Annotated in this window: 35 protein-coding genes; 23 read left to right on the plus strand and 12 right to left on the minus strand. The window is 65.1% G+C overall.

Annotation, left to right across the window (positions count from 1 at the left end; all coding sequences use genetic code 11):
* Positions 1 to 16: 16 nt before the first annotated feature.
* The 5 genes from N2605_RS15270 to N2605_RS15290 all read left to right on the plus strand — a co-directional run bounded on the left by N2605_RS15270 (position 17) and on the right by N2605_RS15290 (position 3,543).
* Complete coding sequence (locus N2605_RS15270; protein ID WP_225140312.1) at positions 17 to 1,108, plus strand: TRAP transporter substrate-binding protein; 1,092 nt, start codon at positions 17 to 19, stop codon at positions 1,106 to 1,108.
* A 259-nt stretch (positions 1,109 to 1,367) separates the two neighbouring features.
* Positions 1,368 to 2,066 (plus strand): septum site-determining protein MinC, encoded by a 699-nt coding sequence (gene minC, locus N2605_RS15275; protein ID WP_225140313.1) that lies wholly within the window; start codon positions 1,368 to 1,370, stop codon positions 2,064 to 2,066.
* 21 nt (positions 2,067 to 2,087) lie between these two features.
* Positions 2,088 to 2,903: a septum site-determining protein MinD gene (gene minD, locus N2605_RS15280; protein ID WP_036022837.1), complete on the plus strand. Its 816-nt coding sequence runs from the start codon at positions 2,088 to 2,090 to the stop codon at positions 2,901 to 2,903.
* Positions 2,900 to 3,181: a cell division topological specificity factor MinE gene (gene minE / locus N2605_RS15285; RefSeq protein ID WP_036033781.1), complete on the plus strand. Its 282-nt coding sequence runs from the start codon at positions 2,900 to 2,902 to the stop codon at positions 3,179 to 3,181. The genes minD and minE overlap by 4 nt, the downstream gene beginning before the upstream one ends.
* Positions 3,182 to 3,357: 176 nt before the next feature.
* The gene (locus tag N2605_RS15290) at positions 3,358 to 3,543 is read left to right on the plus strand and encodes a hypothetical protein (protein ID WP_036000257.1); all 186 of its coding nucleotides are present in this window, start codon (positions 3,358 to 3,360) and stop codon (positions 3,541 to 3,543) included.
* Between the two features lie 21 nt (positions 3,544 to 3,564).
* Here N2605_RS15290 and N2605_RS15295 read toward each other — a convergent pair whose 3' ends face one another.
* Together N2605_RS15295 and N2605_RS15300 are read right to left on the minus strand one after the other, a co-directional pair.
* Positions 3,565 to 3,813 (minus strand): hypothetical protein, encoded by a 249-nt coding sequence (locus N2605_RS15295; RefSeq protein ID WP_057029327.1) that lies wholly within the window; start codon positions 3,811 to 3,813, stop codon positions 3,565 to 3,567.
* A gap of 107 nt (positions 3,814 to 3,920) precedes the next feature.
* On the minus strand, positions 3,921 to 4,313 hold the full coding sequence (locus tag N2605_RS15300) for a hypothetical protein (protein ID WP_036000295.1): 393 nt from the start codon (positions 4,311 to 4,313) through the stop codon (positions 3,921 to 3,923).
* 127 nt (positions 4,314 to 4,440) lie between these two features.
* Between N2605_RS15300 and N2605_RS15305 the strand changes: the two genes are divergently transcribed.
* The gene (locus N2605_RS15305; protein WP_225140314.1) at positions 4,441 to 5,223 is read left to right on the plus strand and encodes an SDR family NAD(P)-dependent oxidoreductase; all 783 of its coding nucleotides are present in this window, start codon (positions 4,441 to 4,443) and stop codon (positions 5,221 to 5,223) included.
* Between the two features lies 1 nt (position 5,224).
* On the opposite strand, the gene N2605_RS15310 is transcribed toward N2605_RS15305, so the two are convergent.
* Together N2605_RS15310 and N2605_RS15315 are read right to left on the minus strand one after the other, a co-directional pair.
* A complete protein-coding gene (locus N2605_RS15310; protein WP_057029028.1) occupies positions 5,225 to 5,455 on the minus strand; it encodes a DUF6894 family protein in 231 nt (76 codons plus the stop codon).
* A 489-nt stretch (positions 5,456 to 5,944) separates the two neighbouring features.
* Complete coding sequence (locus tag N2605_RS15315; RefSeq protein WP_260347180.1) at positions 5,945 to 7,018, minus strand: hypothetical protein; 1,074 nt, start codon at positions 7,016 to 7,018, stop codon at positions 5,945 to 5,947.
* A 343-nt stretch (positions 7,019 to 7,361) separates the two neighbouring features.
* Between N2605_RS15315 and N2605_RS15320 the strand changes: the two genes are divergently transcribed.
* Positions 7,362 to 7,958: a L,D-transpeptidase gene (locus tag N2605_RS15320; RefSeq protein WP_167361659.1), complete on the plus strand. Its 597-nt coding sequence runs from the start codon at positions 7,362 to 7,364 to the stop codon at positions 7,956 to 7,958.
* 42 nt (positions 7,959 to 8,000) lie between these two features.
* Here N2605_RS15320 and N2605_RS15325 read toward each other — a convergent pair whose 3' ends face one another.
* Both N2605_RS15325 and N2605_RS15330 read right to left on the minus strand, forming a co-directional pair.
* Positions 8,001 to 8,432: a COG4315 family predicted lipoprotein gene (locus tag N2605_RS15325; RefSeq protein ID WP_036000243.1), complete on the minus strand. Its 432-nt coding sequence runs from the start codon at positions 8,430 to 8,432 to the stop codon at positions 8,001 to 8,003.
* 118 nt (positions 8,433 to 8,550) lie between these two features.
* Positions 8,551 to 9,015, minus strand: a complete 465-nt coding sequence (locus N2605_RS15330; RefSeq protein ID WP_260347181.1) for a MarR family winged helix-turn-helix transcriptional regulator — start codon at positions 9,013 to 9,015, stop codon at positions 8,551 to 8,553.
* A 101-nt stretch (positions 9,016 to 9,116) separates the two neighbouring features.
* Between N2605_RS15330 and N2605_RS15335 the strand changes: the two genes are divergently transcribed.
* The 3 genes from N2605_RS15335 to N2605_RS15345 all read left to right on the plus strand — a co-directional run bounded on the left by N2605_RS15335 (position 9,117) and on the right by N2605_RS15345 (position 11,882).
* Positions 9,117 to 11,039, plus strand: a complete 1,923-nt coding sequence (locus N2605_RS15335; protein WP_260347182.1) for an FAD-binding monooxygenase — start codon at positions 9,117 to 9,119, stop codon at positions 11,037 to 11,039.
* A gap of 225 nt (positions 11,040 to 11,264) precedes the next feature.
* Positions 11,265 to 11,546, plus strand: a complete 282-nt coding sequence (locus N2605_RS15340; RefSeq protein WP_036000293.1) for a hypothetical protein — start codon at positions 11,265 to 11,267, stop codon at positions 11,544 to 11,546.
* A gap of 129 nt (positions 11,547 to 11,675) precedes the next feature.
* Entirely contained in the window at positions 11,676 to 11,882 is a 207-nt protein-coding gene (locus tag N2605_RS15345; protein ID WP_036000235.1) for a hypothetical protein, read from the plus strand.
* Between the two features lie 42 nt (positions 11,883 to 11,924).
* Here N2605_RS15345 and N2605_RS15350 read toward each other — a convergent pair whose 3' ends face one another.
* Positions 11,925 to 12,269, minus strand: coding sequence for a DMT family transporter (locus N2605_RS15350; RefSeq protein ID WP_036000232.1), 345 nt, complete (start codon positions 12,267 to 12,269; stop codon positions 11,925 to 11,927).
* Between the two features lie 124 nt (positions 12,270 to 12,393).
* On the opposite strand from N2605_RS15350, the gene pdxY reads away from it, so the two are divergent.
* A complete protein-coding gene (gene pdxY / locus N2605_RS15355; RefSeq protein WP_225155984.1) occupies positions 12,394 to 13,209 on the plus strand; it encodes a pyridoxal kinase in 816 nt (271 codons plus the stop codon).
* 4 nt (positions 13,210 to 13,213) lie between these two features.
* Here the strand turns inward: pdxY and N2605_RS15360 are convergent, their stop codons facing one another.
* Positions 13,214 to 14,533: a M15 family metallopeptidase domain-containing protein gene (locus N2605_RS15360; protein ID WP_260347183.1), complete on the minus strand. Its 1,320-nt coding sequence runs from the start codon at positions 14,531 to 14,533 to the stop codon at positions 13,214 to 13,216.
* 241 nt (positions 14,534 to 14,774) lie between these two features.
* On the opposite strand from N2605_RS15360, the gene N2605_RS15365 reads away from it, so the two are divergent.
* Both N2605_RS15365 and N2605_RS15370 read left to right on the plus strand, forming a co-directional pair.
* A complete protein-coding gene (locus N2605_RS15365) occupies positions 14,775 to 14,978 on the plus strand; it encodes a hypothetical protein (RefSeq protein ID WP_025035973.1) in 204 nt (67 codons plus the stop codon).
* Between the two features lie 171 nt (positions 14,979 to 15,149).
* Complete coding sequence (locus N2605_RS15370; protein ID WP_225187402.1) at positions 15,150 to 15,401, plus strand: hypothetical protein; 252 nt, start codon at positions 15,150 to 15,152, stop codon at positions 15,399 to 15,401.
* Here the strand turns inward: N2605_RS15370 and N2605_RS15375 are convergent.
* Entirely contained in the window at positions 15,398 to 15,958 is a 561-nt protein-coding gene (locus N2605_RS15375; RefSeq protein WP_074447944.1) for a bifunctional transcriptional activator/DNA repair enzyme AdaA, read from the minus strand. The genes N2605_RS15370 and N2605_RS15375 overlap by 4 nt on opposite strands.
* Before the next feature lie 87 nt (positions 15,959 to 16,045).
* Positions 16,046 to 16,303, minus strand: coding sequence for a hypothetical protein (locus N2605_RS15380; protein ID WP_260347184.1), 258 nt, complete (start codon positions 16,301 to 16,303; stop codon positions 16,046 to 16,048).
* On the opposite strand from N2605_RS15380, the gene N2605_RS15385 reads away from it, so the two are divergent.
* Positions 16,290 to 16,505, plus strand: a complete 216-nt coding sequence (locus N2605_RS15385) for a nuclear transport factor 2 family protein (RefSeq protein WP_260347185.1) — start codon at positions 16,290 to 16,292, stop codon at positions 16,503 to 16,505. The two genes, N2605_RS15380 and N2605_RS15385, sit on opposite strands and share 14 nt — an antisense overlap.
* An 85-nt stretch (positions 16,506 to 16,590) precedes the next feature.
* Complete coding sequence (locus N2605_RS15390) at positions 16,591 to 17,505, plus strand: DMT family transporter (RefSeq protein WP_260347186.1); 915 nt, start codon at positions 16,591 to 16,593, stop codon at positions 17,503 to 17,505.
* A gap of 6 nt (positions 17,506 to 17,511) precedes the next feature.
* Here the strand turns inward: N2605_RS15390 and N2605_RS15395 are convergent, their stop codons facing one another.
* Positions 17,512 to 17,862, minus strand: coding sequence for a zinc ribbon domain-containing protein YjdM (locus N2605_RS15395; protein ID WP_260347187.1), 351 nt, complete (start codon positions 17,860 to 17,862; stop codon positions 17,512 to 17,514).
* Between the two features lie 233 nt (positions 17,863 to 18,095).
* On the opposite strand from N2605_RS15395, the gene N2605_RS15400 reads away from it, so the two are divergent.
* The 7 genes from N2605_RS15400 to N2605_RS15430 all read left to right on the plus strand — a co-directional run bounded on the left by N2605_RS15400 (position 18,096) and on the right by N2605_RS15430 (position 23,012).
* Positions 18,096 to 18,548, plus strand: a complete 453-nt coding sequence (locus tag N2605_RS15400; protein WP_225113953.1) for a pyridoxamine 5'-phosphate oxidase family protein — start codon at positions 18,096 to 18,098, stop codon at positions 18,546 to 18,548.
* Positions 18,549 to 18,641: 93 nt separating this feature from the next.
* A complete protein-coding gene (locus N2605_RS15405) occupies positions 18,642 to 19,001 on the plus strand; it encodes a c-type cytochrome (protein WP_225133101.1) in 360 nt (119 codons plus the stop codon).
* 236 nt (positions 19,002 to 19,237) lie between these two features.
* Positions 19,238 to 19,642: a VOC family protein gene (locus tag N2605_RS15410; protein WP_260347188.1), complete on the plus strand. Its 405-nt coding sequence runs from the start codon at positions 19,238 to 19,240 to the stop codon at positions 19,640 to 19,642.
* 97 nt (positions 19,643 to 19,739) lie between these two features.
* Positions 19,740 to 20,381 carry a cell envelope biogenesis protein TolA gene (locus tag N2605_RS15415; RefSeq protein ID WP_260347189.1) on the plus strand — a complete coding sequence of 214 codons (642 nt, stop codon included), beginning with the start codon at positions 19,740 to 19,742 and terminating at the stop codon, positions 20,379 to 20,381.
* A gap of 297 nt (positions 20,382 to 20,678) precedes the next feature.
* On the plus strand, positions 20,679 to 20,960 hold the full coding sequence (locus tag N2605_RS15420; RefSeq protein ID WP_036022858.1) for a hypothetical protein: 282 nt from the start codon (positions 20,679 to 20,681) through the stop codon (positions 20,958 to 20,960).
* 219 nt (positions 20,961 to 21,179) lie between these two features.
* Positions 21,180 to 22,220, plus strand: coding sequence for an acyl-CoA desaturase (locus N2605_RS15425; RefSeq protein ID WP_260347190.1), 1,041 nt, complete (start codon positions 21,180 to 21,182; stop codon positions 22,218 to 22,220).
* A gap of 288 nt (positions 22,221 to 22,508) precedes the next feature.
* The gene (locus tag N2605_RS15430; protein ID WP_225113956.1) at positions 22,509 to 23,012 is read left to right on the plus strand and encodes a hypothetical protein; all 504 of its coding nucleotides are present in this window, start codon (positions 22,509 to 22,511) and stop codon (positions 23,010 to 23,012) included.
* A gap of 179 nt (positions 23,013 to 23,191) precedes the next feature.
* Here N2605_RS15430 and N2605_RS15435 read toward each other — a convergent pair whose 3' ends face one another.
* Positions 23,192 to 24,205, minus strand: a complete 1,014-nt coding sequence (locus N2605_RS15435; RefSeq protein ID WP_260347191.1) for a hypothetical protein — start codon at positions 24,203 to 24,205, stop codon at positions 23,192 to 23,194.
* Between the two features lie 313 nt (positions 24,206 to 24,518).
* Here N2605_RS15435 and N2605_RS15440 point away from each other — a divergent pair, with 313 nt between their 5' ends.
* On the plus strand, positions 24,519 to 24,818 hold the full coding sequence (locus N2605_RS15440; protein ID WP_260347192.1) for a hypothetical protein: 300 nt from the start codon (positions 24,519 to 24,521) through the stop codon (positions 24,816 to 24,818).
* The last annotated feature ends 25 nt before the right edge of the window (positions 24,819 to 24,843 follow it).

Below are 24,843 nucleotides of genomic sequence, written 5' to 3' on the forward strand. Positions count from 1 at the left end.
TCAAGGCAGACCCATCATGAAACGCCGTACATTCCTCCAAGGTGGTGCGGTCGCCGGCGCGACCACGCTGGTTGCGGCCCCTGCGATCGCGCAGAGCATGCCCGAGATCAAATGGCGCCTGACGTCGAGCTTCCCGAGATCGCTCGACACCATCTACGGCACGGCGCAGACCTTCGCGAAATATGTCGCCGAGGCCACCGACAACAAATTCCAGATCCAGACCTTCTCGGCGGGCGAGCTCGTGCCCGGCCTGCAGGCGCTCGATGCGGTCAGCACCGCATCAGTGGAGATGGCGCAGACGCCGCTCTATTTTTACATCGGCAAGGAGCCGGCGCTGGCCTATGCCACCGGCGCGCCCTTCGGCATGAACCATCGGCATCAGGAATCATGGTGGCACTTCGGGGGCGGCGCCGACCTCACCAACGAAGCGCTCAAACCCTTCAAGGCGCACGCCATCCTCTGCGGCAATTCCGGCACCCAGATGGGCGGCTGGTTCCGCAAGGAGATCAAGTCCGTCGACGACCTCAAGGGCCTGAAATTCCGCATCGCCGGCATGGGTGGCCATGTGCTGGCAAAGCTCGGGGTCGTCCCGCAGCAGATCGCGGGAGGCGATATCTATCCGGCGCTGGAGAAGGGCACGATCGACGCGGTCGAATTCGTCGGTCCTTATGACGACGAGAAGCTCGGCTTCTACAAGGTCGCCAAATACTACTACTTCCCCGGCTGGTGGGAAGGCGGTGCCATGTTGCACATGATCGTCAACGACGAGAAATGGAATTCGCTGCCTAAGCAATATCAGGCGATCGTCAACCAGGCGGGCGCGGCGGCCGGTGCGTGGATGCTCGAGAAATACGACAGCGTGAACCCCGGTGCGCTAAAGCGGCTGATTGCGAACGGCACCGAGCTGAAGGCGTTCCCGCAACCGGTGCTGGAGGCCTGCTACAATGCGACTCAGGACCATCTGAACGAGCTCGCCGCCAAGAGCGACCTGTTCAAGCGGACCAAGGAGGGCCACGACGCGTATATGAAGGAGGTGCTGTTCTATACGCAGATCGCGGAGAATTTCTACGACAACTATCTGCTCAGCAAGACGCGCAGCAAGACCTGAGCGGAAGAGGCGAGGGCGCGGTGTTTACGCCGCGCCCAGCTTCGTAGCCCGGATGGAGCGCAGCGCAATCCGGGAGAGTGCCGGGTGATGCGCGAGACCCGGATTGCACAAACGGGCGGCGCTTTCGCGCCGACCGTTGGCTCTATCCAGGCTACGGGACCGCGCATCCACTCACGTAACTGCGCGGAGACATTAACCAGCCATTAACCATATCGGCCGCATCGTTAACCATTCAATAACAGGGAACGAGTCGGCCGCCATGGAGGCTGCAGCAAAGGTCCAACGTCAGATGGTGCGCCTGCGCGGGCGCTCCTATGTGGCTTTCGTGTTCACGCCGACGGTTCCGGTCCAGGACTGGCTGCACGAGATCGACGCCACGATTGCGCGCTCGCCCGGCTTTTTCGCCGGCCGGCCGGTGGTGATCGACCTGTCTTCGGTCGATCTCAGCCAGGCCGGCATCTGCCATCTGCTCACCAGCCTGCAGGACCGCAACATCCGCGTGCTCGGCATCGAGGGTGTGGAGGAGGGAAGGCTGACGCCGACGATGCCGCCGCTGCTGTCGGGCGGACGCAGCTGCGTGGTCGAGCCGAGCGCGTCGAAGAAGGCCGAGGTGAAGGTCGAGACCAAGCCGACGTCGCTGCTGCTCGAAACCCCGGTGCGCTCGGGCCAGACCGTGATCTTCCCGGAAGGCGACGTCACCATTCTCGGCTCGGTCGGCTCGGGCGCCGAGGTCGTCGCCGGCGGCTCCATCCACGTCTACGGCGCGCTGCGCGGCCGCGCCATGGCGGGCGTCAATGGACACACCAGCGCGCGCATCTATTGCCAGAAGATCGAAGCCGAACTGCTTGCAATCGACGGATTTTACCAGACCGCCGAGGACATCGACGAGGCCCTGCGCGGCAAGCCGGCGCAGGCCTGGCTGCAGGGGAATACCATGCGAATTACAGCACTGAACTGACCAGCAAAGGAGACATTTCAGATGAGTAAGGTACTGGTCGTGACATCAGGCAAGGGCGGGGTCGGTAAGACCACGACCACCGCCGCGCTGGGAGCTGCCTTGGCGCAGCGCGGCGACAAGGTGGTCGTCGTCGATTTCGACGTCGGCCTGCGCAACCTCGACCTCGTGATGGGCGCCGAACGCCGCGTCGTGTTCGATCTCATCAACGTGGTGCAGGGCGTCGCCAAACTCCCGCAGGCGCTGATCAAGGACAAGCGGCTGGAGAATTTGTGGCTGCTGCCGGCGTCCCAAACCCGCGACAAGGACGCGCTGACGGAGGAGGGCGTCGGCAAGGTCATTGCCGAGTTGCGCAGCCGGTTCGACTGGGTGATCTGCGACAGCCCGGCCGGCATCGAGCGCGGCGCTTCCATGGCGATGCGCTTTGCCGACGAGGCCGTGATCGTCACCAATCCGGAAGTCTCCTCGGTGCGCGATTCCGACCGCATCATCGGCATGCTCGATTCCAAGACGGTGCGGGCCGAGAAGGGCGAGCGCGTCGAGAAGCATATTCTCATCACTCGCTACGATCCCTCACGCGCCGCGCGCGGCGAGATGTTGACCATCGACGACATCCTGGAGATCCTTGCCACGCCCTTGCTCGGCATCATCCCCGAGAGCCAGGACGTGTTGAAGGCCTCCAACGTCGGCACGCCTGTGACTCTGTCGAATGCCGATGGAGCGCCGGCACGAGCCTATATGGACGCCGCTAAGCGCCTCTGCGGCGAGAACGTGACAATGCACGTTCCTGCCGAGCGCAGAGGATTTATGGACCGGCTGCTGCGACGGAGGGCTGCATGAGCATGGGTCTGCTTCGACTCCTCCGCGGCAAGAAGGCCACAGCACCCGTCGCGCGCGAACGGCTGCAGATCCTGCTTGCCCATGAGCGTGGAATGCGCGGCCAGCCCGATCTGCTCGGTGTGCTGCGTGAGGAAATTCTCGCTGTCGTGTCCAAACATGTGACGCTGGACCCGACCAAGGTCATCGTCCGGCTCGAACGCGGCGACGAGGTCTCGACCCTCGAGGTCGACATCGAGGTGCCCAACGATTTCGAGGGCAAGAAGGTGGCGGTCGCGTAGGGGACGCGGCCCGCAGACTCCCGTTTTGGGGTGGGTGAGAAGGCGGTCCGCCGGGCATGGCGGGCCGCCCTTGTCTTGCCGCTCACATCGATTGGACGGAACGCGCCCCGCGCCTCGACCGTTGTGAACCACCCGCGGCAGCGTTGCACCGCGGCTGGTCAGACGGGAGAGCGCCCATGATGTCCGAGGTCCAGGTCCATACACTTGCCCGGCAGATGCTCGAACAGCACGGCTTTGCTGCGATCGCGAAGGCCGCTGAGCAGGCTCAGGCCTGCGAGGGCCGCGGCGAGGCCGATGAGGCCAGGGAATGGCGTCACATCGTGGACGCCATGAAGATCATGCGCGGCCCGCATCAGAGCTGACATCCGAAGGCGCGAGCCCCTTCAACGCTCGCCGCGATCGCCGCCTTGGGACGAATTGCGGTTCTGTGTCTGCGGCTGCGCGCGCTCGCCCGATTCCTTGCAGGGCAGCGGTTCCCACGAGCCGTCCGGCGCCTGCTGATAGGCACTGCAGGACGGCGAGGTGGACTTTTCCCCGCCCTTCTGGGCGTCGGAATTTCTCGCCAGTGCGGGCGCAGTCAGCACCGCGGCGGCTGCAATCGCGCCGGCGAAAACGAAATGGATACTCCGCATGAGGACCTCCTGTTCGAATTCGGAAAGAGGCCGCATGCTGTGAAAAATTATGACGATTTTGGGCCGCGGCAGAGGTTCCGTCGCGGCGTGCTTAACGGGGCGGCGCGCTAGCCACCCTTGCTGCGGATCAGGCCGGCGAGATTGGTCTTCTGGGCTTCGCACCAGCCGGACATGCCGAGGCGGCGCTGGTCCATGTCGGTCGCCTGGGTCGCGATCGCGACCTCCGCCATCAGGTCATCGTCCTGCTTCTCGCCCATCTTGCCGCCGGTATGCAGCCAGGCGATCGCCTTGCGCACCTTCTCGGTGGTGCCGTCGGGCAGGTGCATCTGCTGCGCCCTCTGCACGAGGTCCTGATAGGCGAGATCGGTGTTGGGGCACTCGACCTTGGCGGCGAACGCCTGCAAGACCATCGTCACATAGGTCGATCGCGGCGGCGCATCGCCCGCGAGGGCCGGCGCGGCCAACAGCAACAGGCCCGTCATCAGAAAACCGGTGCGCATCCCTGGGACCTCCTCCATTTTATCGAGAGGCTAGCGTCCGGCGCGCCGCTCGGCAATGGGACCGGGACACAATTGTCGCCGATCGGCCCAGTAGGCTAACCTGCGCTCCCCAGCATCGGAGCGCGATATGAGCCTGTTCAGCACGCCGTTCGATCCCACACGCGACACCGCGCTTGTCACCGGCGCAGGCAACGGCATCGGCCGCGCGATCGCGCTCGGCCTGGTCGGCGAGGGCGTCCGCACCGTGTTCGCGGATGTCAGCGCGGAGCGGGTGCGTGCCGCGATCGGCGCGAGCGAGAGGCCAGGTCTCGCCGTGCCCTGGGTCGGCAATCTTGCCAGCTTCGAGGCCTGCGATGAGCTGCTGACATCAGCGCATTCCGCGCTGGGCGAGGTCACGCATTTGGTCCACAGCGCCTCGCCGCCGCGGCGCGAGGCGGATCACTTGCTCGCAGTCGATCGCAACACCTGGCAGGAGATGCATGCCGTCAATCTCGATGCCGGCTTTCACCTGGCGCGCGGGCTCGCCAAGCGGCTGATCGCGGCGAAGCGGCCGGGCTCGTTCCTGTTTCTGACCTCGCTACATGCGGGCACGCCGCGCAACCTGGCGCATTACTCGACGGCAAAGGCCGCCATGGCGATGCTGGTGAAGGAGCTGGCCAAGACGCTCGGACGCTACGACATCCGCGTCAACGCGCTGGTCCCCGGCGCGATCGCAGCCGGCGGGTTCGTCGCCGATCCCGCGCTGGCGCGGCACATTCCGCTCGGACGCCTCGGTGAGGCCGGGGATCTCGCACCGATGGCGCTCACGGTGCTGTCGAACAAGCTGTCCGCTTACGTCACCGGCGCAGCCTTCGTCGTCGACGGCGGATTGTCGCTGACGAACTGGTTCGAGGCGCCGGTGCTGGATTAGCCTAGCGCTGCCAGGCCGGCACCGGATCGAGCGGCGTGCGATAGACCTCGTTGTGATCGCGATCGGTGACGCGCACCGCGCAACCTTTCTGCTGTAGTTCGGGCTTTACCTGCGACAGCTCGCAAGCCAATTGGTCGGCGCGATCGGAGGCAACCTCGATGTCTTCGAGGATGATTCCACCCTGGTTCTTGAACTCACCACCAACCACGAGATCGAAAGAATAGTAGGGCATGCGAATTCCCCGGTGTGACGATCTGAGCTTCAGTGCAAGTCTCAACACATGTCGGATGGTACCACTGAGTCGACATCTATCGAATGAACAGAGCGCGCAATCTCTGGGCTTATGGCGCAGAAATGATGTGCAACGTGCGGGCTCGTTAAGAGTTTATTAAATATACCCGCGCGATCATTAGGCATGGAATTGCAGCAGAACCGGGCTCCGGGAACCGGCAGCTGCAAGAGAAGGCCGCCGGCATAGATCCCGACGGCCTTTTCTCTTGAGCGAGACGTCGCTCACCGTAATCGCCCGGAGTTAACGCTTCACATCGACTCGGACAGCGTGCGTGAGCGCGTGACAGCAAGGCTGCGTCGTTGCTCTAAAGCGCGATGCGATGAGGATGAATCGTCATCGCGCTTCAGGTTGTTGTTGTTTGAGCATGATCGTTTCGGAAAACCGCTGCGCACTTTGCGCTTACGCGGCCCTTCGGGTTCGGATCATGCTCTAGCGCAGCGGCATCGGCGGACGCACGATAGGTCCGTCGTCATCAGCAACGGCTTGCGTCGTCGTGGTCGGCGCAGCCGGCGGCGTGGCGGCGGCGGCCTGCGATAGCGGCGGCGAAGGCGCGAGCGGCGCGGGCGAAGAGGCCGGCATGTAGGTCCGCGTTACAGGCGGCTTGGGCTTGCGAACCGGCGCCGCCGCAGGCTGCGGCGGGAGCGCGGCTGCGCGCGCGCGCGGATCGACCGGCGGCCTCGCCTCGGTGACCGGCTTCGGTGCGGGAGGCCTCGCCATCTCGCGCGCCATCTGCTCCTGTCCGGCTTTCAACTCGGCGATGTTGGCCTTGAGCTGCTCGATCTGCTGCGCCATGGCGGCGAGATCGCGTGTCATCGATTGCACCGATTGCGCCGCGTCGACCGACTGTGGTGCCGCGGGCACAGTCGCAGCTAGCTGAGCCGCGGGCGGCGTCGCAGCTTGATCTGCGGTTTGGTTGGGCGTGGCTTCCGCTGCGGGCGGCGCAGCCTGGGCGGCGGCGACCGGCGCGCTTTGCTGCGGTGTCGCAGACAACAACGAGGTCGTCGGGAGCAGCGAGGTCAGCACCGGCGTCCATTCGGCCAGTAACTGCTTTGCTGTGTCGCCGTGCTTCTCCCAGGCGATGCTGGCGGCCACGCTGGCGCCGGCAAGCAGGAACGTGACGAACGCCCCGCGCAGCCACTTGCCGACCGAGGACCGCTTCTTCATCACGGGACCATCGCTGGACGTGACGCGGACAGCGGTGTCGATCGACGGTGCCGCAGTGGATTTTCCGTAGACGACGTTGATGCTTGGCTCGGGCGCGCGCGCCGGCTCCAGAGTGAACTTCGGCGTGACCTTGGGCTGCGGGGCAAACTTGGGTTCCGGGGCAAACCTGGGCTCCGGACGCGGCGCGATCTCTGGCGCCAGCGCAGGCGACACGCTGGCGGGGCGCGAGGCCCGCACGATCTCGGGCGAGATCTGGACCGCGTCGTGAGGATCGTTGTCCTTGACCGTGTCTTTCACGATCTCATCGACGATTTGCTTGGCGTTCAGCGTCGCGAGCATCGCAGCTCCTTTGAAGCCCAGTGTTCGAGGTTAAGGCATCCGCATTGGCGCGGGGCTGATCCGAGGTGAGGCCATACCCGGTCCCCATGTCGCACGAGTCCAGCCGGGTTTGACCAAAGCAAGGCGAGGGGATGGAGATGATGCGACACTCTTCCGCCCTTTGTGGTGATGGAACCCAATTTGCCGAACACGCGCATGTGTTCCTGCACCGCCTTGTTTTCAGCACGATTTTGGCACTATCTGGTGACGGCGGGGGCGTCGTTATTCCGCTATCGGGGGGCCGGCGGTGCCAAGATCTCTACTCGTTTTGTTCGTCGCAGCCCTGCTGCCGCTGGGCGGCTGCATGCAGACGACACTTTCGCCATCGACGGATGCGAGCATGACGCCGCGCGACCGTCAGTTGCTCGCGCACGCGCCTTACGCCAAGGCGAACGTGCCCCAGCAATATCTGCGTCACATCGTCGATTACCACCGCAAGGAGCAGCCGGGCACGATCCTGGTCGATACCGACGCGCGCTACCTCTATTACGTGCTGCCCGAGGGCAAGGCGATCCGCTACGGCGTTGCGGTCGGCGAGGAAGCCATGGCGTTCTCCGGCGTCGCGCGGGTCGGCCGTTTGGCGGAATGGCCGGACTGGGTCCCCACCGCGGATATCCAGGCGCGGCTCGGTCCCTATCCCGCGCGCGTTCCCGGCGGTCCCGCCAATCCGCTGGGCGCGCGGGGCATCTATCTCTATGTCGGCAACAAGGACACGCTCTATCGCATCCACGGCACCAACCAGCCCGAATATATCGGGCAGGCGATCTCGTCCGGCTGCATCCGGATGCGCAACGAGGACGTCATCGATCTCTACGACCGGGTGAAGCTCAATTCGATGGTCGTGGTGCTGCCGCCGGGGCAGAGCGCGCAGGCCGCGGCGGGCGGGCGCTGGCGCGGCTGAGGTCTGCGCCGGTCAGTTCGAATTTAGGTGCGTTGTCACGCTCTAGTTCTCAGGCCGGGCGACCCGCCATTGCAGCGTCGTGGCGTTGCCGTTGGCGTCGCCCGGCGCCTTGTCGGCGGGCGAGGTGTAGAGCGGGCGATAACGGTAGGCCCACATCTTGCTGCCGTCGTTGCGGTTGATCACGGTGAAGTCGCCGACGGCCCTGGCGTCGGCCGTTGCGGCGAGCGGCACCCAGCTCTCGATGCACTTGCCGTTGCAGTTCGACGTCTTTCCCGTGGTGTCGCGCTCATAATAGTAGAGCGTCATGCCGTTGAGATCGACGAGCTTGGGCCCCTGCTTGGTCAGGATGACCTTCGCGGGAGCCGTTGGCGCCTCGACCTTCGGCGGAGGAGGATCGCCGCCGCCATGGCCCCCTGCGACCGCCTGAACGGTCGAGAGCGCGACGGCCGCGGCCACAACGAGAAACCTGAACATCCGAAACTCCGCCCCGCAAAGTTAATCGCGCGTTAAGCGCCCCAATGCGGCCGACGTTAGCAGCCGAAGGTTAGTTCCTGGTTTCGTGCGCTGCGACAATTACGGACATGGTCCGCGATCAGAGCTGCGTATCGCGCAGCGGCGCGCGGCTGAGCTCGTTGCCGGCGGCGATGGCCTTGCGCAGCAGCCGCATCAGCTCCTCACTCTCTTTCGCGCTGAGGCCGCGCAGCATGATGCGCTGCGCGGATTCGACGGCCGGGGTGATCTTGCGCAGCGTGCGGCGGCCCTCGTCGGTGATCTCGAGCTCACGCGCGCGGCGGTCGCGGCTGGAGGGGCGCCGCTCCGCGAGGCCCTTCTGGACGAGGCGATCGATCACGCCGGTGATGGTGGTGCGATCGTAGGCGATCAATCCGGCGAGCGTCACCTGATCGAGCCCCGGATTGGCCTTGATGGTTGCAAGCGCGGCGTATTGCACCGGAGTGAGATCGAAGCCGGCGTCCTCGACCTCGGCCAGGAACACCGCGACCGAGATCTGCTGGAAGCGGCGTGCCAGATGTCCGGGCATGTCGTTGTTGTCTTTCACCGAAATCTCCTCCGGGGCAGAGCGGTGCGGATCGTTGACAAGTATACTGATAGTCAGCATACTGATCAATAACCAAACAGAACTTGGCGGGAGAGGTGCTCATGCAGTTCCATCTCAATGGATTTCAGCCGGGCGACCCTGAAATCGCCGATCCTGCCGCGCGCGTTCAGGCATCGGGAGCGGCGGGCGCCGTGCCTGGCGAGGTCGATGTCCTCATCGTCGGCTGCGGGCCGGCCGGCCTGACGCTCGCCGCCCAGCTCGCGCAATTCGCCGACATCAGGACGTGCATCGTCGAGCAGAAGCCGGACCGCCTCCTCGTCGGCCAGGCCGACGGCATCGCCTGCCGCACCATGGAGATGTTCCACGCCTATGGCTTCAGCGAGCGTGTGCTGAAGGAGGCCTGTTGGGTCAACGAGACCACGTTCTGGAAGCCGGATGAAGCGGCGCCGGAGAAGATCGTCCGCAGCGGCCGGGTGCAGGACGTCGAGGACGGGCTGTCGGAATTCCCGCACCTCATCCTGAACCAGGCGCGCGTCCATGATTGCTTTCTCGACGTCATGCGCAAATCGCCGGCGAAGCTCGCGCCGTATTACAGCCGGCGCGTGCTTGATGTGAATGTTGATCCGGCCGCCGGCGCCGACCATCATGCCGTGACCGTGCGCCTCGAACGCGTCGATGCCGCGAACGAGGGCAAGGTCGAGACGATCAAGGCCCGCTACGTCGTCGGTTGCGACGGCGCCCGCAGCACGGTGCGCAAGTCGATCGGGCGCGAGCTGCACGGTGATTCCGCCAACCACGCCTGGGGCGTGATGGACGTGCTGGCCGTGACCGATTTTCCGGACATTCGCTTCAAGTCGCTGATCCAGTCGGCCAAGGACGGCAGCCTGCTGATCATTCCGCGCGAAGGCGGCTACATGGTCCGCATCTATGTCGAGCTCGCCAAGCTCGATGTCGGCGAACGCGTTGCCAATCGCAACATCACCGCCGATGACGTGATTGCGAAAGCGCAGCGGGTCCTGAAGCCGCATCGGCTCGAGGTGAAGGAGATCGCCTGGTGGTCCGTCTACGAGATCGGCCAGCGCCTCACCGACAAGTTCGACGACGTGCCGGAGGGCGAGATCGAGACGCGCCAGCCGCGCATCTTCATCGCCGGCGATGCCTGCCACACCCACAGTCCGAAGGCCGGGCAGGGCATGAACGTGTCGATGCAGGATGCCTTCAATCTCGGCTGGAAGCTCGCCGCCGTGCTGCGGAGGCAGTGCGCGCCAAGCCTGTTGCATTCCTATTCGGCCGAGCGCCGGGCAGTCGCGAAGGAGCTGATCGATTTCGATCGCGAATGGGCTGATATCCTCGCCTCCGCCGCCAAGGCCGGCGGCGCCGATGCCGCCAAAACGCAGGACTATTTCGTCCGGCACGGACGTTTTACCGCGGGCACGGCAACGCATTACAAGCCGTCGATGCTCACCGGCGCGGCCACGCATCAGCACCTCGCGCAGGGCCTCATTATCGGCACGCGCTTCCATTCCGCGCCGGTGATCCGGCTGGCGGACGCCAAGCCGGTGCATCTCGGCCATGCCGCACGGGCCGATGGCCGCTTCCGCATCTACGCGTTCTCGCCCGATGAGAGCCCGGCAGCGTCGGGCTCGGCCATTCGTGCCTTGTGCAATTTCCTCGCGGAATCCCGGAAGTCACCTATCCGTCGATATACGCCTGTTGGAGCTGACATCGACAGCGTGATCGATCTGCGCGCGGTGTTTCAGCAGGACCATCGCGAGCTCGCCATCGAGGCAATGCCGCCGATGTTGCTCCCGAGCAAAGGCCGTTACGGCTTGTACGACTACGAGAAGATGTTCTGCCCGGATCTCAAGAGCGGCCACGACGTTTTCACGATGCGCGGCATCGATCGGGCGGCCGGCTGCATGGTCGTGGTGCGGCCCGACCAGTATGTCGCGACCGTGCTGCCGCTCAACGATTTTGCCGGGCTGGCCTCGTTCTTCGACGCATTCATGCTGCCGGCGAGGTGACGCCGAAAGCGCCGCGCGGGCCGTTCCGCCCGCGTTTCCGCCGCCGAGCTCTGGCTAGCCGCAACGAAAGCCCGGCCTTGGTGCCGGGCTTTCCGCTCCCGCGCCCTCCGGTTCCGTGCGCGTACAATTTAAGAAAGTTCTTCGCGGGCAGATTTCATCGATCGTAATATGTCTATCCAAAGCTGTAAGCATCCACTCGGGGCAGCGGGGCACCGGAGGATGACGATGAGACAGAACCAAGCGGAGACGCGCCGTCAGCAAAATGTCGCGAAGCGGTCGATGACCAAGGAGGCCAAGCAGCTGGCCGGCCTGATTGCCGGACTGCGCGAATCCCTCGAGGAGATCCACAAGGAGCGGGCGGGCACCAAGCTGTCGGGCGCAGAAATGGGACTACTCGATGAGCGTCGCAACAATCTGCTGCTCACCATCGCAGCCCTCAATGACCGCCTTTCGGCGGTGCAGGGCCTGATCAATCTCGGCCGCCCGCATATTATCCGCGTGCACTAGCGCCGATCCGAGGCAACGAGATCGGCTCTGTTGCGACGGCACGGGGCCGGCCACAGGCCTCGTGGATGGCACCAAATTGCCACGCTCCCGGCGAATTGCCGCCAAAGCCCGCTGCCACGACAAGGCCGGGTGCAGGGCGACGCAAGGGGATGCGAATTGGCCTACAAGATGGTCGCAGAACGCGACAACGAGAAGTACAGTTTCGCCCGCGAGAGCCGGTTGCTCATCGTGGCGAAGGCGAAAGTGTGGGCGAGCGAGGGGTGGCGGGTGGTCGTCACCGACCAGGATGGCAAGGCCTACGCGCCGTCCGAGCTCGATCAGCTGTCCGCAGCGTGATGGTGGGGCGCGACCTCTTGCTCAGAGTCGGCACCGCGCGCATCAACGCACGGTGGTCTCCGAGAACAGGTTGATGATCACCACCCCTGATACGATCAGCGCGATGCCGACGAAGGCTGCGGCGTCCAGGATCTGACGGAACAGCACGAAGGAGACGGTGGCGGTCAGGATGATGCCGACCCCGCCCCAGATCGCATAGGCGATGCTCAACGGGATCACCCGAATCGCCACCGAGAGCGCGTAGAACGAGGCGACGTAGAACAGCACCATCGCCAGCGTCGGCCAGGGACGGGTGAACTGCGCGGACTGCTGCAGGAACGCCGACGCGGTGACCTCGAACACGATGGCGAGGGCGAGAGCCGTATAGGCGTTGAAGACGGAGGTCATGCGGAGGCTGTGTCCGGGCCGACGGATGGCTGACGTGCGACCGCAAATATCACGCGGGAATGACGAGTCCGCGACAGGACGCAGCGCTTGCGTCGCCCGAAGTTTGACTCTACGGACCTCTTTCATGCTCGTCATCTCCATCCAGAGCCAGGTGGTCCACGGCCATGTCGGCAACAGCGCGGCCGCCTATGCCATGCAGGCGGAGGGCGTGAACGTCGCTGCGGTGCCGACGACGCTGCTGTCCAACCATCCGCGCTATCCGAGCCTGCGCGGACGGGTGCTGGAGACCGAGCTCGTCGCCGATCTCCTGAGGGGAGTCGAGGAGCGCGGCCTGGTCGACGAGGCCGCGGTGGTCGTCACCGGCTATCTCGGCTCGCCCGGCAATGCCGCCGTCATCGCCGATTTCGTCGAGCGGGCGCGCACGCGCAATGGGAAGCTCGTCTATCTCTGCGATCCCGTGATCGGTGACGACGGCCGCGTCTATGTCGCGGACGGCATCCTGGACGTGCTCCGCCACCGGCTGCTGCCGACGGCGAACCTGACGACGCCGAACCAGTTCGAGCTCGAGCTGCTCTCTGGGGTCGCAATTGCCGACGCCGAGAGCCTCAGCGCGGCCTGCGCGGTGCTGGCTGGGGCAGGCACCGACGTCGTCGCCACCGGCTGCACCCTCGCTGACACGGCGGCGGGCCAGGTGGAGACGATCCTGTGCACTGATGGGCGATTGTCGCGCTTTGCGACGCCGCGCCTGCCGATCCGTCCCTACGGCACCGGCGATCTCCTCACCGGGCTGATCGCGGCGCATCTGGCCAAGGGCGAAGCAATGGAGTTGGCGGTACGGCGCGCGGTCGACACGGTCTTTGCCGTGCTGGTGCGCACGCAGGCCGCCGGCTCGGCCGAGATGCGGCTGGTGCCGCTGCCGACGGCAGAGCGCAAGCCGTAAACCGTCAGGTCGCGCGCTTGCCGGCCGATTGCGCCGACTTCTGCGGCTTGGCCGCCGGGCCCTTCTGCTCGCGCGCGACGTCGGCCTTCGGCGGCTTGGCGCTCGCAAGGCCCTGTGTCTTCTTCGGCTTAACGCCGGCAACGTCCTTGCGGTCGGAGGTGCCGCGCTTCGAGATATATTCCTGGCCGTCGATCGGCCCGACATGGGGCGGATCGCGGCCGAGATAGGGTCGGCCGATGCCGTAGGCCTTGCCGTTGGCATCGACCCACTTCCACAGGATTTCGGTCGAGACCCAGCGCTGCGCCCTGTTGCTGCCTTGCGTGCTGACGATGTCTGCCGCCATGCCGTGACCGTAGCCGCCGCGCGTGCTGCCGCCGTGATAGGAGCGGTTGGAGGCGGCCTTCAGGCCGCTCGCGATCGACTGGCGATAGTCGTCGCGGAACGCGCTGGTGATGCCCGGCGACAGGCCGGCGGCTTCGGCCGCGAGCATCATGCGGAACAGCTTCTGCTTGAAGCTCTTGTCCATGCCGCCGATGACGTAGTCCATCATCGACATGCCGGCGCGCTCGGCCGCATGCGGATCCTTCCAGGTGAAGTCCTGATCGACCAGCTTGGTGAAGCTGCGCATCACCGTGACGGTCTTGCCCTTGCGCTTGATGGTGACTGCGCGCCGCTCCTGCACCTTCATCGTGTCTTCCTTGGCGGTGCGCTGATAGAGCGCCCAGAGGTAGCGGTCGATGCAGGCCTCCATGACGAAGCATTCGTCGAGCACGGCGATGTTGTCGGCAGGCGGTGACGCCTTGCGCGCAGGCGCAACGGGGTCGCTCGCGATCGCCGCGGCCGACAATGTGTCCGTCGTCACGATCTCGGTGGGATCGGTGTATGCGAGCTTGACGGGCTCCGCCACAGGGGCGGGGGCAACCTCGCTGACGACGGGCTCCGGTTCAGGCAAGATCGGCGGCGCGGGCACGGCTTCCACCGGCAGGATCAGCGCCGGGTCGGCCGAGGCAAGCTTGATGGTGGAGGCGGGCTCTTCCGGCGTTGCCTCTGCCGGCGCGGGAGGGTCGGGCAGCGCAGTGACGGTGTCTGCGATGTCGGCGGTCAAGGCGAAGCGGTCCTCAAGGGTCGTAGCGCGCGGCACGTCGGCGAGGTCGATGCGGCCGAGATCCTTGGCATGATCCTTGGCGCGCGAGATGGCGGCCGCATTGGCGGCGCTGTTTTCGATGAGCGCAGGCGCATAAGCGGAGAGAGACAATGCCAGCCAGCCGGCGAGAACGGCCGAGGGACACGACACCGCCACCAGAAGAGACCGCCGATCGTTCATGATCCCTGCCTCCAAACGGTCTGCTCGAACAATCTTGCCCGAACAGTGATGATGCAAACAGTCTGACGAAACAGTCGCACGGAAAGGCACGCAGCACGTCGATTGTTCGGGCCACGGTGTGGCGGCGCAATGGCGCAAATCGGGGAGTGCGGGCTTTTCGGGGCAACTGTGGCCGAGGTGCAACGCCCGGTTCCATTTGACGTTGCCGCAACTTTGTTGCGGCTGGTGCGTTGGAGGCGCCATGACGCATCCCTCGCTTCGTCCCATGGACGCCTTCGACCCCACCGAGCCCGCCATCCTGCACGATCGTCTCTCCGACACGATCATCACCTGGACCGCCGACCAGGCCGAGGACTACCGCCGCGCCAGCCGGCCCGGCGCGGATGGAACCGTGGCCTGGAAGACCTATCTCTTCGACGGCTGGGGCAACGTGCTTGGTGGCTGAGCGGCTCCTCTGGAGGCGCCGCGTCGCAGGCGGCGTGATTCGCCCAAATCCCTGGACGCATTAGGCATAACGTCATGCATTGCATGCGATGTTGCAATGCGGCGGTGTATGTCGCACTGCAGCAAAATACGCCTAAATAGGCTCCGACTCTCAAACCTCGGAGCATCACCAATGAACAAAAAGACCTTGTCGATCGCCGCCTTCCTGACGATCGCGGGCGGTACCGCGGCTTTCGCCGCCGAGCTGCCGACCTATGAGGCCAACGGTTTCCCGGTTTCCCCGCTGCAGGTGCGCGTGCTCGGTGCCGCACATGTCGAGCAGCAGGTCGCAGCGCCAAGCGCAATCGCCTCGGTCCACCAGGCGAAGGTGCTCAGCCCGCGCAAGGTGAAGACCGCGGACGTAATCACTGGCGCGGGCCGCTAAGCTCGCCGCGCGCGCAGGCTTGACGGCGAGCGGCCGTAGAGTTCGGCGAAGGCGGCGTTGAACCTGCGCAGGCTGCCGAACCCGGCCTGGAATGCGATAGCGGTCATGCTGTCATCGCCGGCATCGAGCAGGCGCTTGGCGCGCTGGACACGCAGTGTCTTGGCGAGCTGCTGCGGCGTAGCGCCGACATGGCGCTCGAACAGGCGCGCCAGGTGACGCGACGAGATGCCGAGCCGCGTCGCGAGATCGACCACCGAGCCTTCATCCAGCGCGCCGTCATCGATGAGCCTCATGGCCCGGGCCACCGTGGAGCGCGTGCCGTTCCAGGCCGGGCAGAAAGGAGCGGTCTCGGGACGGCAGCGCAGGCAGGGCCGGAAGCCGGCGGCCTCGGCAGCCGCAGCCGTCGGATAATAGACCACATTGCGCGCCAGCGGCTGCTTGGCCGGACAGACCGGCCGGCAATAGATGCCCGTGGTCTTCACCGCCGTGAAGAAGCGGCCGTCATAGCGGGGATCGCGGCGCAGGCGCGCGGCGTTGCAGACATCAAAGCTCAGCATGATCGCATGGTAGCGCATGAGGTCGGCGGCGGAAGGGCTGCCGGATGACCGAGTCTGATTGTGGCGAGCCGCGGCTCGCCTCGCGGCCTAGAAGGCGGTTCTCATCGCAACACGGCCGGAGACCCCATCGTGACCAGCCCGAGAGACGTCGTACTGAACGCCTGGAAGACCTTTTCGTCCCGCGATCCCGAGCGCATCGCGGCACTCTTCACCGAAGACGCCGAATGGATCGCGCCGAAGGGCAATGCCACCGCCATCGCGCTCGACCACACCGATCACATGAAGGGGCCGCACCAGATCGCGCGCTTCATCGCGCAGGAGATGCACCGATTTGTTTTCGGACATCGATATCGTCTTCCGCGGCGTGTATGTCGACGGCGATGTCGTGATCGTGGAGGAGCGGATGCGCGCCACGCTGCCCGGCGGCAAGCCGTACGAGAACGAGTATTGCTTCGTGTTCGAGGTGGTGGGCGACCGGATCAGGCAAGTGCGGGAATACATGGATACGCGCAAGGGATGGCGGACGGTCTTCGATGAGGGGCTGTAACACGCGTAGGCGGCATCGCCCTCGCGTGACAGCCCTGCAGCCGCGTGGGTTGAGCGGCTCAGCGAGCCGACATATCGAGTGATCCATGGATCAGCGGACGAGCGGCGCCGACGCTCAGAACAAGGATACCGCGCCGGCACTGCTCGGCGTGGTCTGCGGGCTTGCCGCAGCGCTGTTCTGGGCGCTCGGCTTTGCCGCCACGCGGCACGGCCTCAAGGCCGGCTTCACGCCGGTCGATCTGCTGGTGCATCGCTATGTCTGGTCGGGGATCGCATTCCTGCCCCTGGTGTTGCGCGCCGGACTCTCCGATCTCTGCGGCATCGGCTGGGGCAGGGGGCTCGTGCTGATGGTGCTCGGCGGTCCCGTGATGTCGCTGATCTCGTACATCGGCTTCCTGTTCGTCCCGCTCGGCCATGGCAGCGTGATCCAGCCCTCTTGCGCCACGCTCGGCGGCCTCCTGCTCGCGGCGGTCGTGCTGAAGGAGCGGATCTCCGCCTCGCGCCTGACTGGCGCGCTCGTCATCGTCGGAGGCCTCGGCGTGATCGGTGCGGAATCAATCGGCCACATCGGTGCCGACGGCATTCAGGGCGATCTCATCTTCGTGCTCGCCGGATTCATGTTCGCCGGCTTCGGCGCGATGCTGCGTCGATGGCGCGTCTCGGCCGTGTCGGCTGCGCTCGTGATCAACGTGCTGTCGCTGCTGCTGGTGCCGGTCTACGTCGCCACGGTGGGCCTCGCCCACATTGCGTCGATCGGCATGACCGAGAACGCGATCCAGGCGCTGGCGCAGGGCGTGCTTGCCGGCCCCGCGGCGCTCTATCTCTACGCCGTCTCGGTCCAGCGTCTCGGCGTTGCCCGCGCCGCGGTGTTTCCGGCCTGCGTGCCCGCGCTGACGCTGCTCACCGGCTGGCTGCTGCTCGGCGAGCCGCCCACGATGCTGCAGACGGCAGGCCTCGTGACGGTGCTGTGCGGGTTCTACCTGGCGCAGCGGCAAAGCTAGCGGACCTCACGCCTTCTTCACGAACTCGGACTTCAGATTCATCGCGCCGATGCCGTCGATCTTGCAGGCGATGTTGTGGCCGTCGCTGGCGTCCTGCAGGCGGATATTGCGCACCTTGGTGCCGCCCTTGACGACCGAGGACGAGCCCTTGATCTTGAGATCCTTGATCACGATGACGCTGTCGCCGTCGGCGAGCACATTGCCGTTGGCATCGCGCACGCCCGTATCCTGCGCCGTGTCCGCGACCGCGTCCGCCGCGCCGCTCCATTCATGGCCGCATTCCGGGCAGACCCAGAGATCGCGGTCCTGATAGGCGTGCTCGGAATTGCAGGTCGGGCATTTCATCGTGTCGGTCATGACGGGTCTTGTCTCGCGCGTTCGTTCGCGGCGCGACCGTAGAGGCGGGAACCGGGAAAGCAAGCAAAAGCTGCGCACGGCGCGGGCTGGCCGCGCCTGCCGGTGCGATATCACCGGGCGATGCCTGCCGACGCTTTCAATGAGGCAACATCGCCGCCGCGCGTTGAGCTGCATCAACGGCACTGCGCGCGGGGGGCGTATCGTGTCTTCAGGAATGACCGCCGGAGGCAGCGATGGACGACACACTCAGACGAAAAATCCAGACCTTGCTGGACCAGCACCGCACGATGCGGATCGCGACGCTTCGCGCCGATGGCTGGCCGCAAGTGACGACGGTCGGCTATGCCAACGAAGGTTTCACCATCTACTTCCTCTGCGGCCCCGACAGCCAGAAGGCGCAGAACATCTCGCGGGACGAGCGCGTGTCGCTGGCGATCGACGACGATCCCGCGCAAGTGATGGAGATCACCGGCCTGTCCATGGCGGCGCGGGCGGTGGCCGTGACCGATCCAGCCGAGGCCGAGAAGGCGATCGCGCTTTTGATGGCGCGCTATCCCGAGCAGAAGGCCATCGGCCTCCCCGTGCCGAAGCCATCCGAGGTGCGGCTGATCCGTCTCACACCGACGGTGATCTCGCTGCTCGATTATTCCAAGGGATTCGGCCACACCGATCTCGTGACGTGCTGAGGACGCGAGCTGCGAGCTGGCTTGACGCAGATCAAGCTGGCGTCGTGGTGCACATCTAAGCTGCTCCACGATTCAATGCCGTGAGGTCGGGCGATGTCGCACAATGTTCGAATCTCCATCGGCATCGCCGTCCTGATCGCGCTGTCGGTGCTGTTTCTCTTCAGCGTCGTTCACACCGCCGCCGGGGCGCCGAGGCCCGGCTCGCGCGCGGTCGCCGCAGGTCATCGCCTGGCGCAGGCGTGGTGCCAGTCGTGTCACGCGATCGAGCCGCACATGGCCGGCTTCTTCGACGAGGCACCGAGCTTCCAATCCATCGCCGACCGCAACGGCACCACCGCGCTCTCGCTCAAGGTGTTCTGGCGGACCAGTCACCAGACCATGCCGAATCTCGTGATCTCGCCGGAGCAGGCCGAGGTGCTATCGGCCTATATCCTGAGCCTGAAGCGCAATTGAGGGCCGGCTCAAGCAAGTGTTGCGAAAACAACCCCATGCACAGTAGCCATCCCCATGGAATTGCTCGGGTTTTTCCTGACTTCGGCAAAATCGAACAAGAGTTGACCCGTCGGGCAAAACAATGGCATGATGCCATCGTGGAACGCGGTCGGGGGCGTCAGGTGCGGCACCATCCCGGATTACGCTGACGCTCCATCCGGGCTACGCTCGCTTCGCAACTTGCGACGAGTTCCCTCATGAGCTTTCTCCTCAACATCGACGTTCCTGACGTGGCGAAAGCCACGACGTTCTACACCGAAGCCTTTGGCCTCTCGGTCGGCCGCCGCTTCGGCGCCGACTTCGTCGAGCTCAACGGCTGGCCCGCACCGGTGTATCTCTTGACGAAGCAGGCCGGCACCATCGGCGCCGGCGGCGACCGCCGCCGGTATGAGCGGCACTGGACGCCGGTGCATATCGACGTCGTCGTCGACGATGTCGACGTAGCTGTCGCGCGTGCGCTCGCTGCGGGTGCGATTCTGGAGGTGCCGGCGAGCGATGCGCCGTATGGGCGGATCGCGATGCTGGCCGATCCGTTCGGGCACGGTTTTTGTCTGTTGGCGTTCAGCGCGCAAGGGTATGACGCGTTGCTTGAAGGTGCGTAGCCTAATCCGGGGCCGAGCGTGCTGAGCCACCCGGATTGCGCTTTGCTCCATCCGGGCTACGATCGCCTGCGGAAGGCTGCGCCGACATCGGAGCGACATGGCAAAGAAGCTGAAGACGTACCAGACCTCGCTCGGCTTCTACGATCAGGCGATCGCCGCGCCCTCGATGAAGGCGGCACTTGCCGCCTGGGGCGCCAGCTCCAATCTGTTCCATCAGGGAGTCGCCAGGGAGACCGACGACCCTGATGTCGTCGCTGCAACCATGGCGAAGCCGGGCGTGGTGCTGAGGCGCCCGGTCGGCTCGGACGGCCCGTTCACCGAGAGCGCGGAGCTGCCGACCGATCTCGGCGAGGGCGAGAGCAAGACTAAGAGCAAGACCAGGTCCAAGAGCAAGGCGACGTCAAAGAAGCGTCCCGCCAAGACGGCCCGGAATGCATCCCGCGAAATCGATGATGCGGCCGCGCGCAAGGCTGCTGCAGCTTTCGAGAAGGAGGAGCGGCGGCGCGAGGCAGGGCGTGCCAAGGAGGAGGCCGCCCGCGCCAAGGAGCGTGCGCGGCGCGACAAGGCGGTTGCCGCGGCGGAAGCCGCGCTCGACAAAGCAAGACGCGAGCACGAAGCGAAGGCCGGGGCGATCGAAGCCGAGCGGGCCGCGCTCGAGGCGCGCGCCGAAGCCGAGCAGGAGCGCTGGGACAAGCAGAGGCACAAGCTGGATCAGGCGCTGCGCCGCGCGCGCGAGTGAGGAGCAGGTGCCGACGTCCGGGGAGATTTGTTGCTCAACCAGACCACACTTGCGTCATACTCGCCGTCATTGCGGGCCACTGGGTCCGCGCGGAGCGCGGCCCGATGACAGGCTCCGCGAAGCAATTCAGGCTCCCTCCGCGGAAGGACTCTGGATTGCTTCGTCGCAAGTGCTCCTCGCAATGACGGGGAGAGGTCGGAGCGCCAAAGCTCACAGCGCTTATGTCCGCACCTCGCGCGAAATTTGCTTGCCTCGCCTGGCATCCTTTTGCACTCTCCGCGCGAAGGAGACCAACGCATGACCAAGATGACTGCCGCCTGTGCGCTCGGAACCGCCCTGGTTCTGAGCAGCCTTGCAATCTCGGACGCCGAAGCCCGGACGCGGAGAGCCGTCGTCGTTCGCGCGCCGCAGGAGCGGCTCATCGTCACGGCGCCGGTGCTGAGGCCGACGCCGTGGGATTACAACATCGTGCCACGCTATCGCTATCGCCCCGAGCACGACCGGGTCGATCCCTACGGGCCGCCCTTGGTGCCGTCCTACGTGCGCTATGAGGGATGGCGCTGGCCGTATTGGTGGTGAAGGCCGACGGACGCCAAACTGATCGGCGCATGAGCGCACGCTGACAGATGCAGGACGTGCATCTGCTCGTCATGATCACCACTCTCTATCGGCAGAGAAGCGAAAGGGGCGGGGCTGCGCCGCCCGTGCTCCTACGGCCGCTCCGGTCCTTGCCTCTGATAACTAGGGGTTGTACGCTGCACTGCAGAAAAGTGCATGGGCGTAAATGGATCGGCTGAAATGAGCGTGATTGAGAGCGTGGCGTCCGAGCAGCTTGCGGAGCCGAAGATGCCGCCGGGCGTGCTGACCGAAGGTCCGGTGGTCGAGGCCAAGTTTCGCGATTCCTACATCTCGTTCGCCATCATGGTCGGCGGCTCGGTCGCGGCGCTGGTCTGGGCCTTCTGGCAAGGCATCGGCTGGGTCGAGGTTTCGGTCTTCGCCGGCACGTTCATCATGTCCACGATCGGCATCGGCTTCATGCATCGCTACTTCGTGCACCGCAGCTTCCGCTGCGGTCCGGTGATGCGGACGATCTTCGCCGCGCTCGCGACCATGGCGGTGCAGGGCTCGATCCTGAAATGGGTGAGCAACCATCGGCGGCACCATCTGCACTCCGACCGGCCCGGCGACGTGCACAGCCCCTATTACGACGGCGGCGGCCATCCCTATACCAGTTTCGCCAAGGGCATGACGCATGCGCAAGGCGGCTGGGTGTGGGACCGCGAGACCACCGATGCCAGCTACTACGCCAAGGACATCCTGGCCGACCCGATCGCGATGTTCTTCACCAGGACGCGCTGGTACTGGTACGCGCTCTCGGCGCTGATCATTCCGGGCGCCATCGGCTATGCCTTCGGCGGCGCGCGCACGATGATCGGCTGCATCCTGTTCGCCGGCCTGTTCCGCAGCTACCTCATGACCATGGCGACCTCGCTAGTGAACTCGGTCTGCCACAGCGACGGCCGGTGGGGCTACCGTCGCTTCGAGACCCATGACGGCACCACTAACGAGCTGGTGACCACGCTGCTCACCTTTGGCGAAGGGCTGCACAACAACCATCACCGCTTTCCGCGCGATGCCTACATCTCGCACGCTTGGTACGAGGTGGACATCAACGGGTTGATCATTCTGGGATTGGGGAAGCTCGGGCTGGTGCATGATATTTTCGCGGCGGGCGGTGCCGGCCGCCAACGTGCGGCGGATGCAGGGCCGGGCGAGCCTGCGCCAGCCGCCGTCGGGAATGCCTTCGAGGGCGACGACCTTCGCGCCCCCGGAACATAATCGTGCCCGCCAATGGCGGGCGCGATGCGGATTTCCGCTGCGCAGGCGGTTCGCCGGACGTTGAGGTTGACGAGAGTGCCGGTCGAACTCGTTGTCAGGTTCGCGCGTTCGAACAGGTGCACGGAAAAATTGAAGTTTGATGGCTCGCCGTCTCTGCGTGCAGAGTTGGCGATTGGGTAAAAGTGGCAAAGTGGAGACTGTCAAGAATACATAGAGGTAGAACGGCATTTATCCCCGTAATAAACCCAATGCTGCTTGGGGTTCTGGGCGCGTATTGGGAGGACAGTCATGGCAAGTGTCGAACAATTGCACAGACGGGACGGAGTGAACTTGGTCCAACTCGAAGCGGACATCACTTCGATCCGGTCGGGAAGCTCCATTACTTCAATTAATCTGCCTGATTACGTCGAGCACACCGCGGGGGTGTCCCGGGTCGGTGCGCTCAGTGCAGAAGCGGTCATTCGCGACTATGAGTCCGCTGCAAAAGAGATCGAGGCCATGGGCACCGAGTTGATCGACGCCGCGCAAAAATGCGAGGCGCTGACGGCCCAGGTTCATGATGCGATCGCCTTCATGCGAGAAACGGCGGCAGGCTATCGCGAAGAGGGACGCAAGATCTTCAAGCGTATCGAAGAATGCGCGCTGTTCACCGAAGACGTTCGCAAGACCTGCGAACAGGTCAAACGCAGAATGGCTGAAGTCTCGGTCGGCCCTTCCGATGAGGAGCTTGCGCCGCAAGAGCCCGAGCTGACGGGGATCGCGGCCAAGGTGACGATGAGCGAGATACGCTGAGGGGAGCGTAGGGTGGGTTAGCTGCGCGACTGCGCAAGGCGCAGCTCGCGCAGCGTAACCCACCACGTCTGCCTCCGCTGAAATCAAAGAGGCGGGTTACGCCAGCGGACTGCGCTTCGCGCCGCCGCAGGCTAACTCACCCTACGGCACTTCAAATCGCGCGCCTTCGCGAAACGGGCTCACCAATCCGGATCGCCGTAATAATAAGGGTCGGCCATATAGCGCGGCGGCATCCAGGGGCCTCGCGGCGGCGGCCTCGGCCGCCGTGGCGCGGTGTCCGGTACGTACGCCCGGGCGCGCGCAGCCGCATCGTTGCTCACCACGCTGCGCACGACGGGCTTGGCGGCTGCAGAGGCGGATGACGCGGAGGACGCGCTCAGTTGCGTTTGCAACGCCTGGACCTGCGCGGCGAGGCGCGCATTGTCCGCCGCGTCCTTCTCCTGCGCGGCCTTGAGCTGCTCGATGGTGGCGGCCTGATCGCGCAGGGTCTGCTCGCTGCGGCTCTTCAACTGCTCGAGCTTGCCGTTGATGTTCGCAAGCTCGCTCGTGATGGCCTTGAGCGATTGCGCGAGCTCGGACGATGACGGCTCGGCCGCCGTGGCGGCAGGCTTCGGGGCGCTTTCGGTGTCCTTGGGCCCCGGCGGCGCAGGCACCGGACTCGGCTCATCCGCGGCCGCCAGCAGGACCGTCGCCGGCTGCGCCGGACTTTCCGCCGCGGACGCTTGCGGGGGCGCGCTCGCGAGTGGAGCCCATCGCGCCATGATGGACTTGCCGATCGATGTCGCCTCGTCGCTGTATTGCGATGCGACGGCGGCACCGAGAAGGCCGATCGCCATCACGAGAATGGCCAAAGCGCGCATCATGGCCTTGTCTCCCCTCAGGCCCTGATTGCGTGGCTTGGTGTTTAGAACCCTGGCATCCGGCGTCGGCGCCTTGTTTGCGAAGGTGGCGGCTGCCGTCGAGGCGGCGCTTGCGTGCGAGGTCCGCGGGGCTTCGCTGTTGCGTTCCATTCCGGAAACCAGCCGGTCCAGCCGCGCAAGGTCTTCCTCTGCGCTCTTGATCCGGTCGTAGGCCCGCGCCAGCCCACCGTCGGCGCGCGCCTCGTCCGGCTTGGACGCATCAGGCTTGGCGGTATCAGGCTTGGCGTTATCGGTCTTGCCGGTATCAGGCTTGGGGTCGTTCGTGTCAGGCATCGATGCGCTCTCCATCCGGTCGGGCGTCAATGGGAGGCAGTCCGATCAAGGATAGGTCTCGCCGCTGTCAGACACAACGCGTGTGCAAAGGAGAAATTATGGCGGGCGAGGGAGCGAGCGGAGTGAGGGCGTAGGATGGGTTGTCGCCGCGACTGCGCAAAGCGCATTTCGTAGGGTAGTCGAGCGGATCGAAGATCATCAACGAATGACGATCCCAGGGGCGTCCAGCCCCGCGGCGCTATGAACGTTCGCTGAGGGGAACGGGCGCTAGTCCATTCCGTTTCCTTTGAGGGGTTTGTCAGAGGAGGACAACATGAAAGCAATGATCATCGCGCTTTCGGCTGCCGTTGTCATGGCTACCGCACCAGCCGTATTTGCTCAGGGCGTATCGAGCAAGACGCCAGGTCATGAGATGCAGCAAATGGGCAAGAAGGGCGAGCCGGGCGCTTCCAGCTACGCTCCGGGACACAAGAAGAAGCAGCACGCGAAGTCCTCGAAGAGAACCAGCCCCGGCGCGTCGAGCTACGCTCCAGGACGGACTACAGGGCAAACCACAAGTCAAACCACAGGCGCGGGCACCGGGTCGACCACCGGCACGAAGTCAGGGTACTGAACTCCAGGCGGTCCTCAGGCGCGTA

Origin of the sequence: Bradyrhizobium yuanmingense (genome assembly GCF_025200905.1) — a bacterium.
GTDB classification, from domain to species: Bacteria; Pseudomonadota; Alphaproteobacteria; order Rhizobiales; family Xanthobacteraceae; genus Bradyrhizobium; species Bradyrhizobium yuanmingense.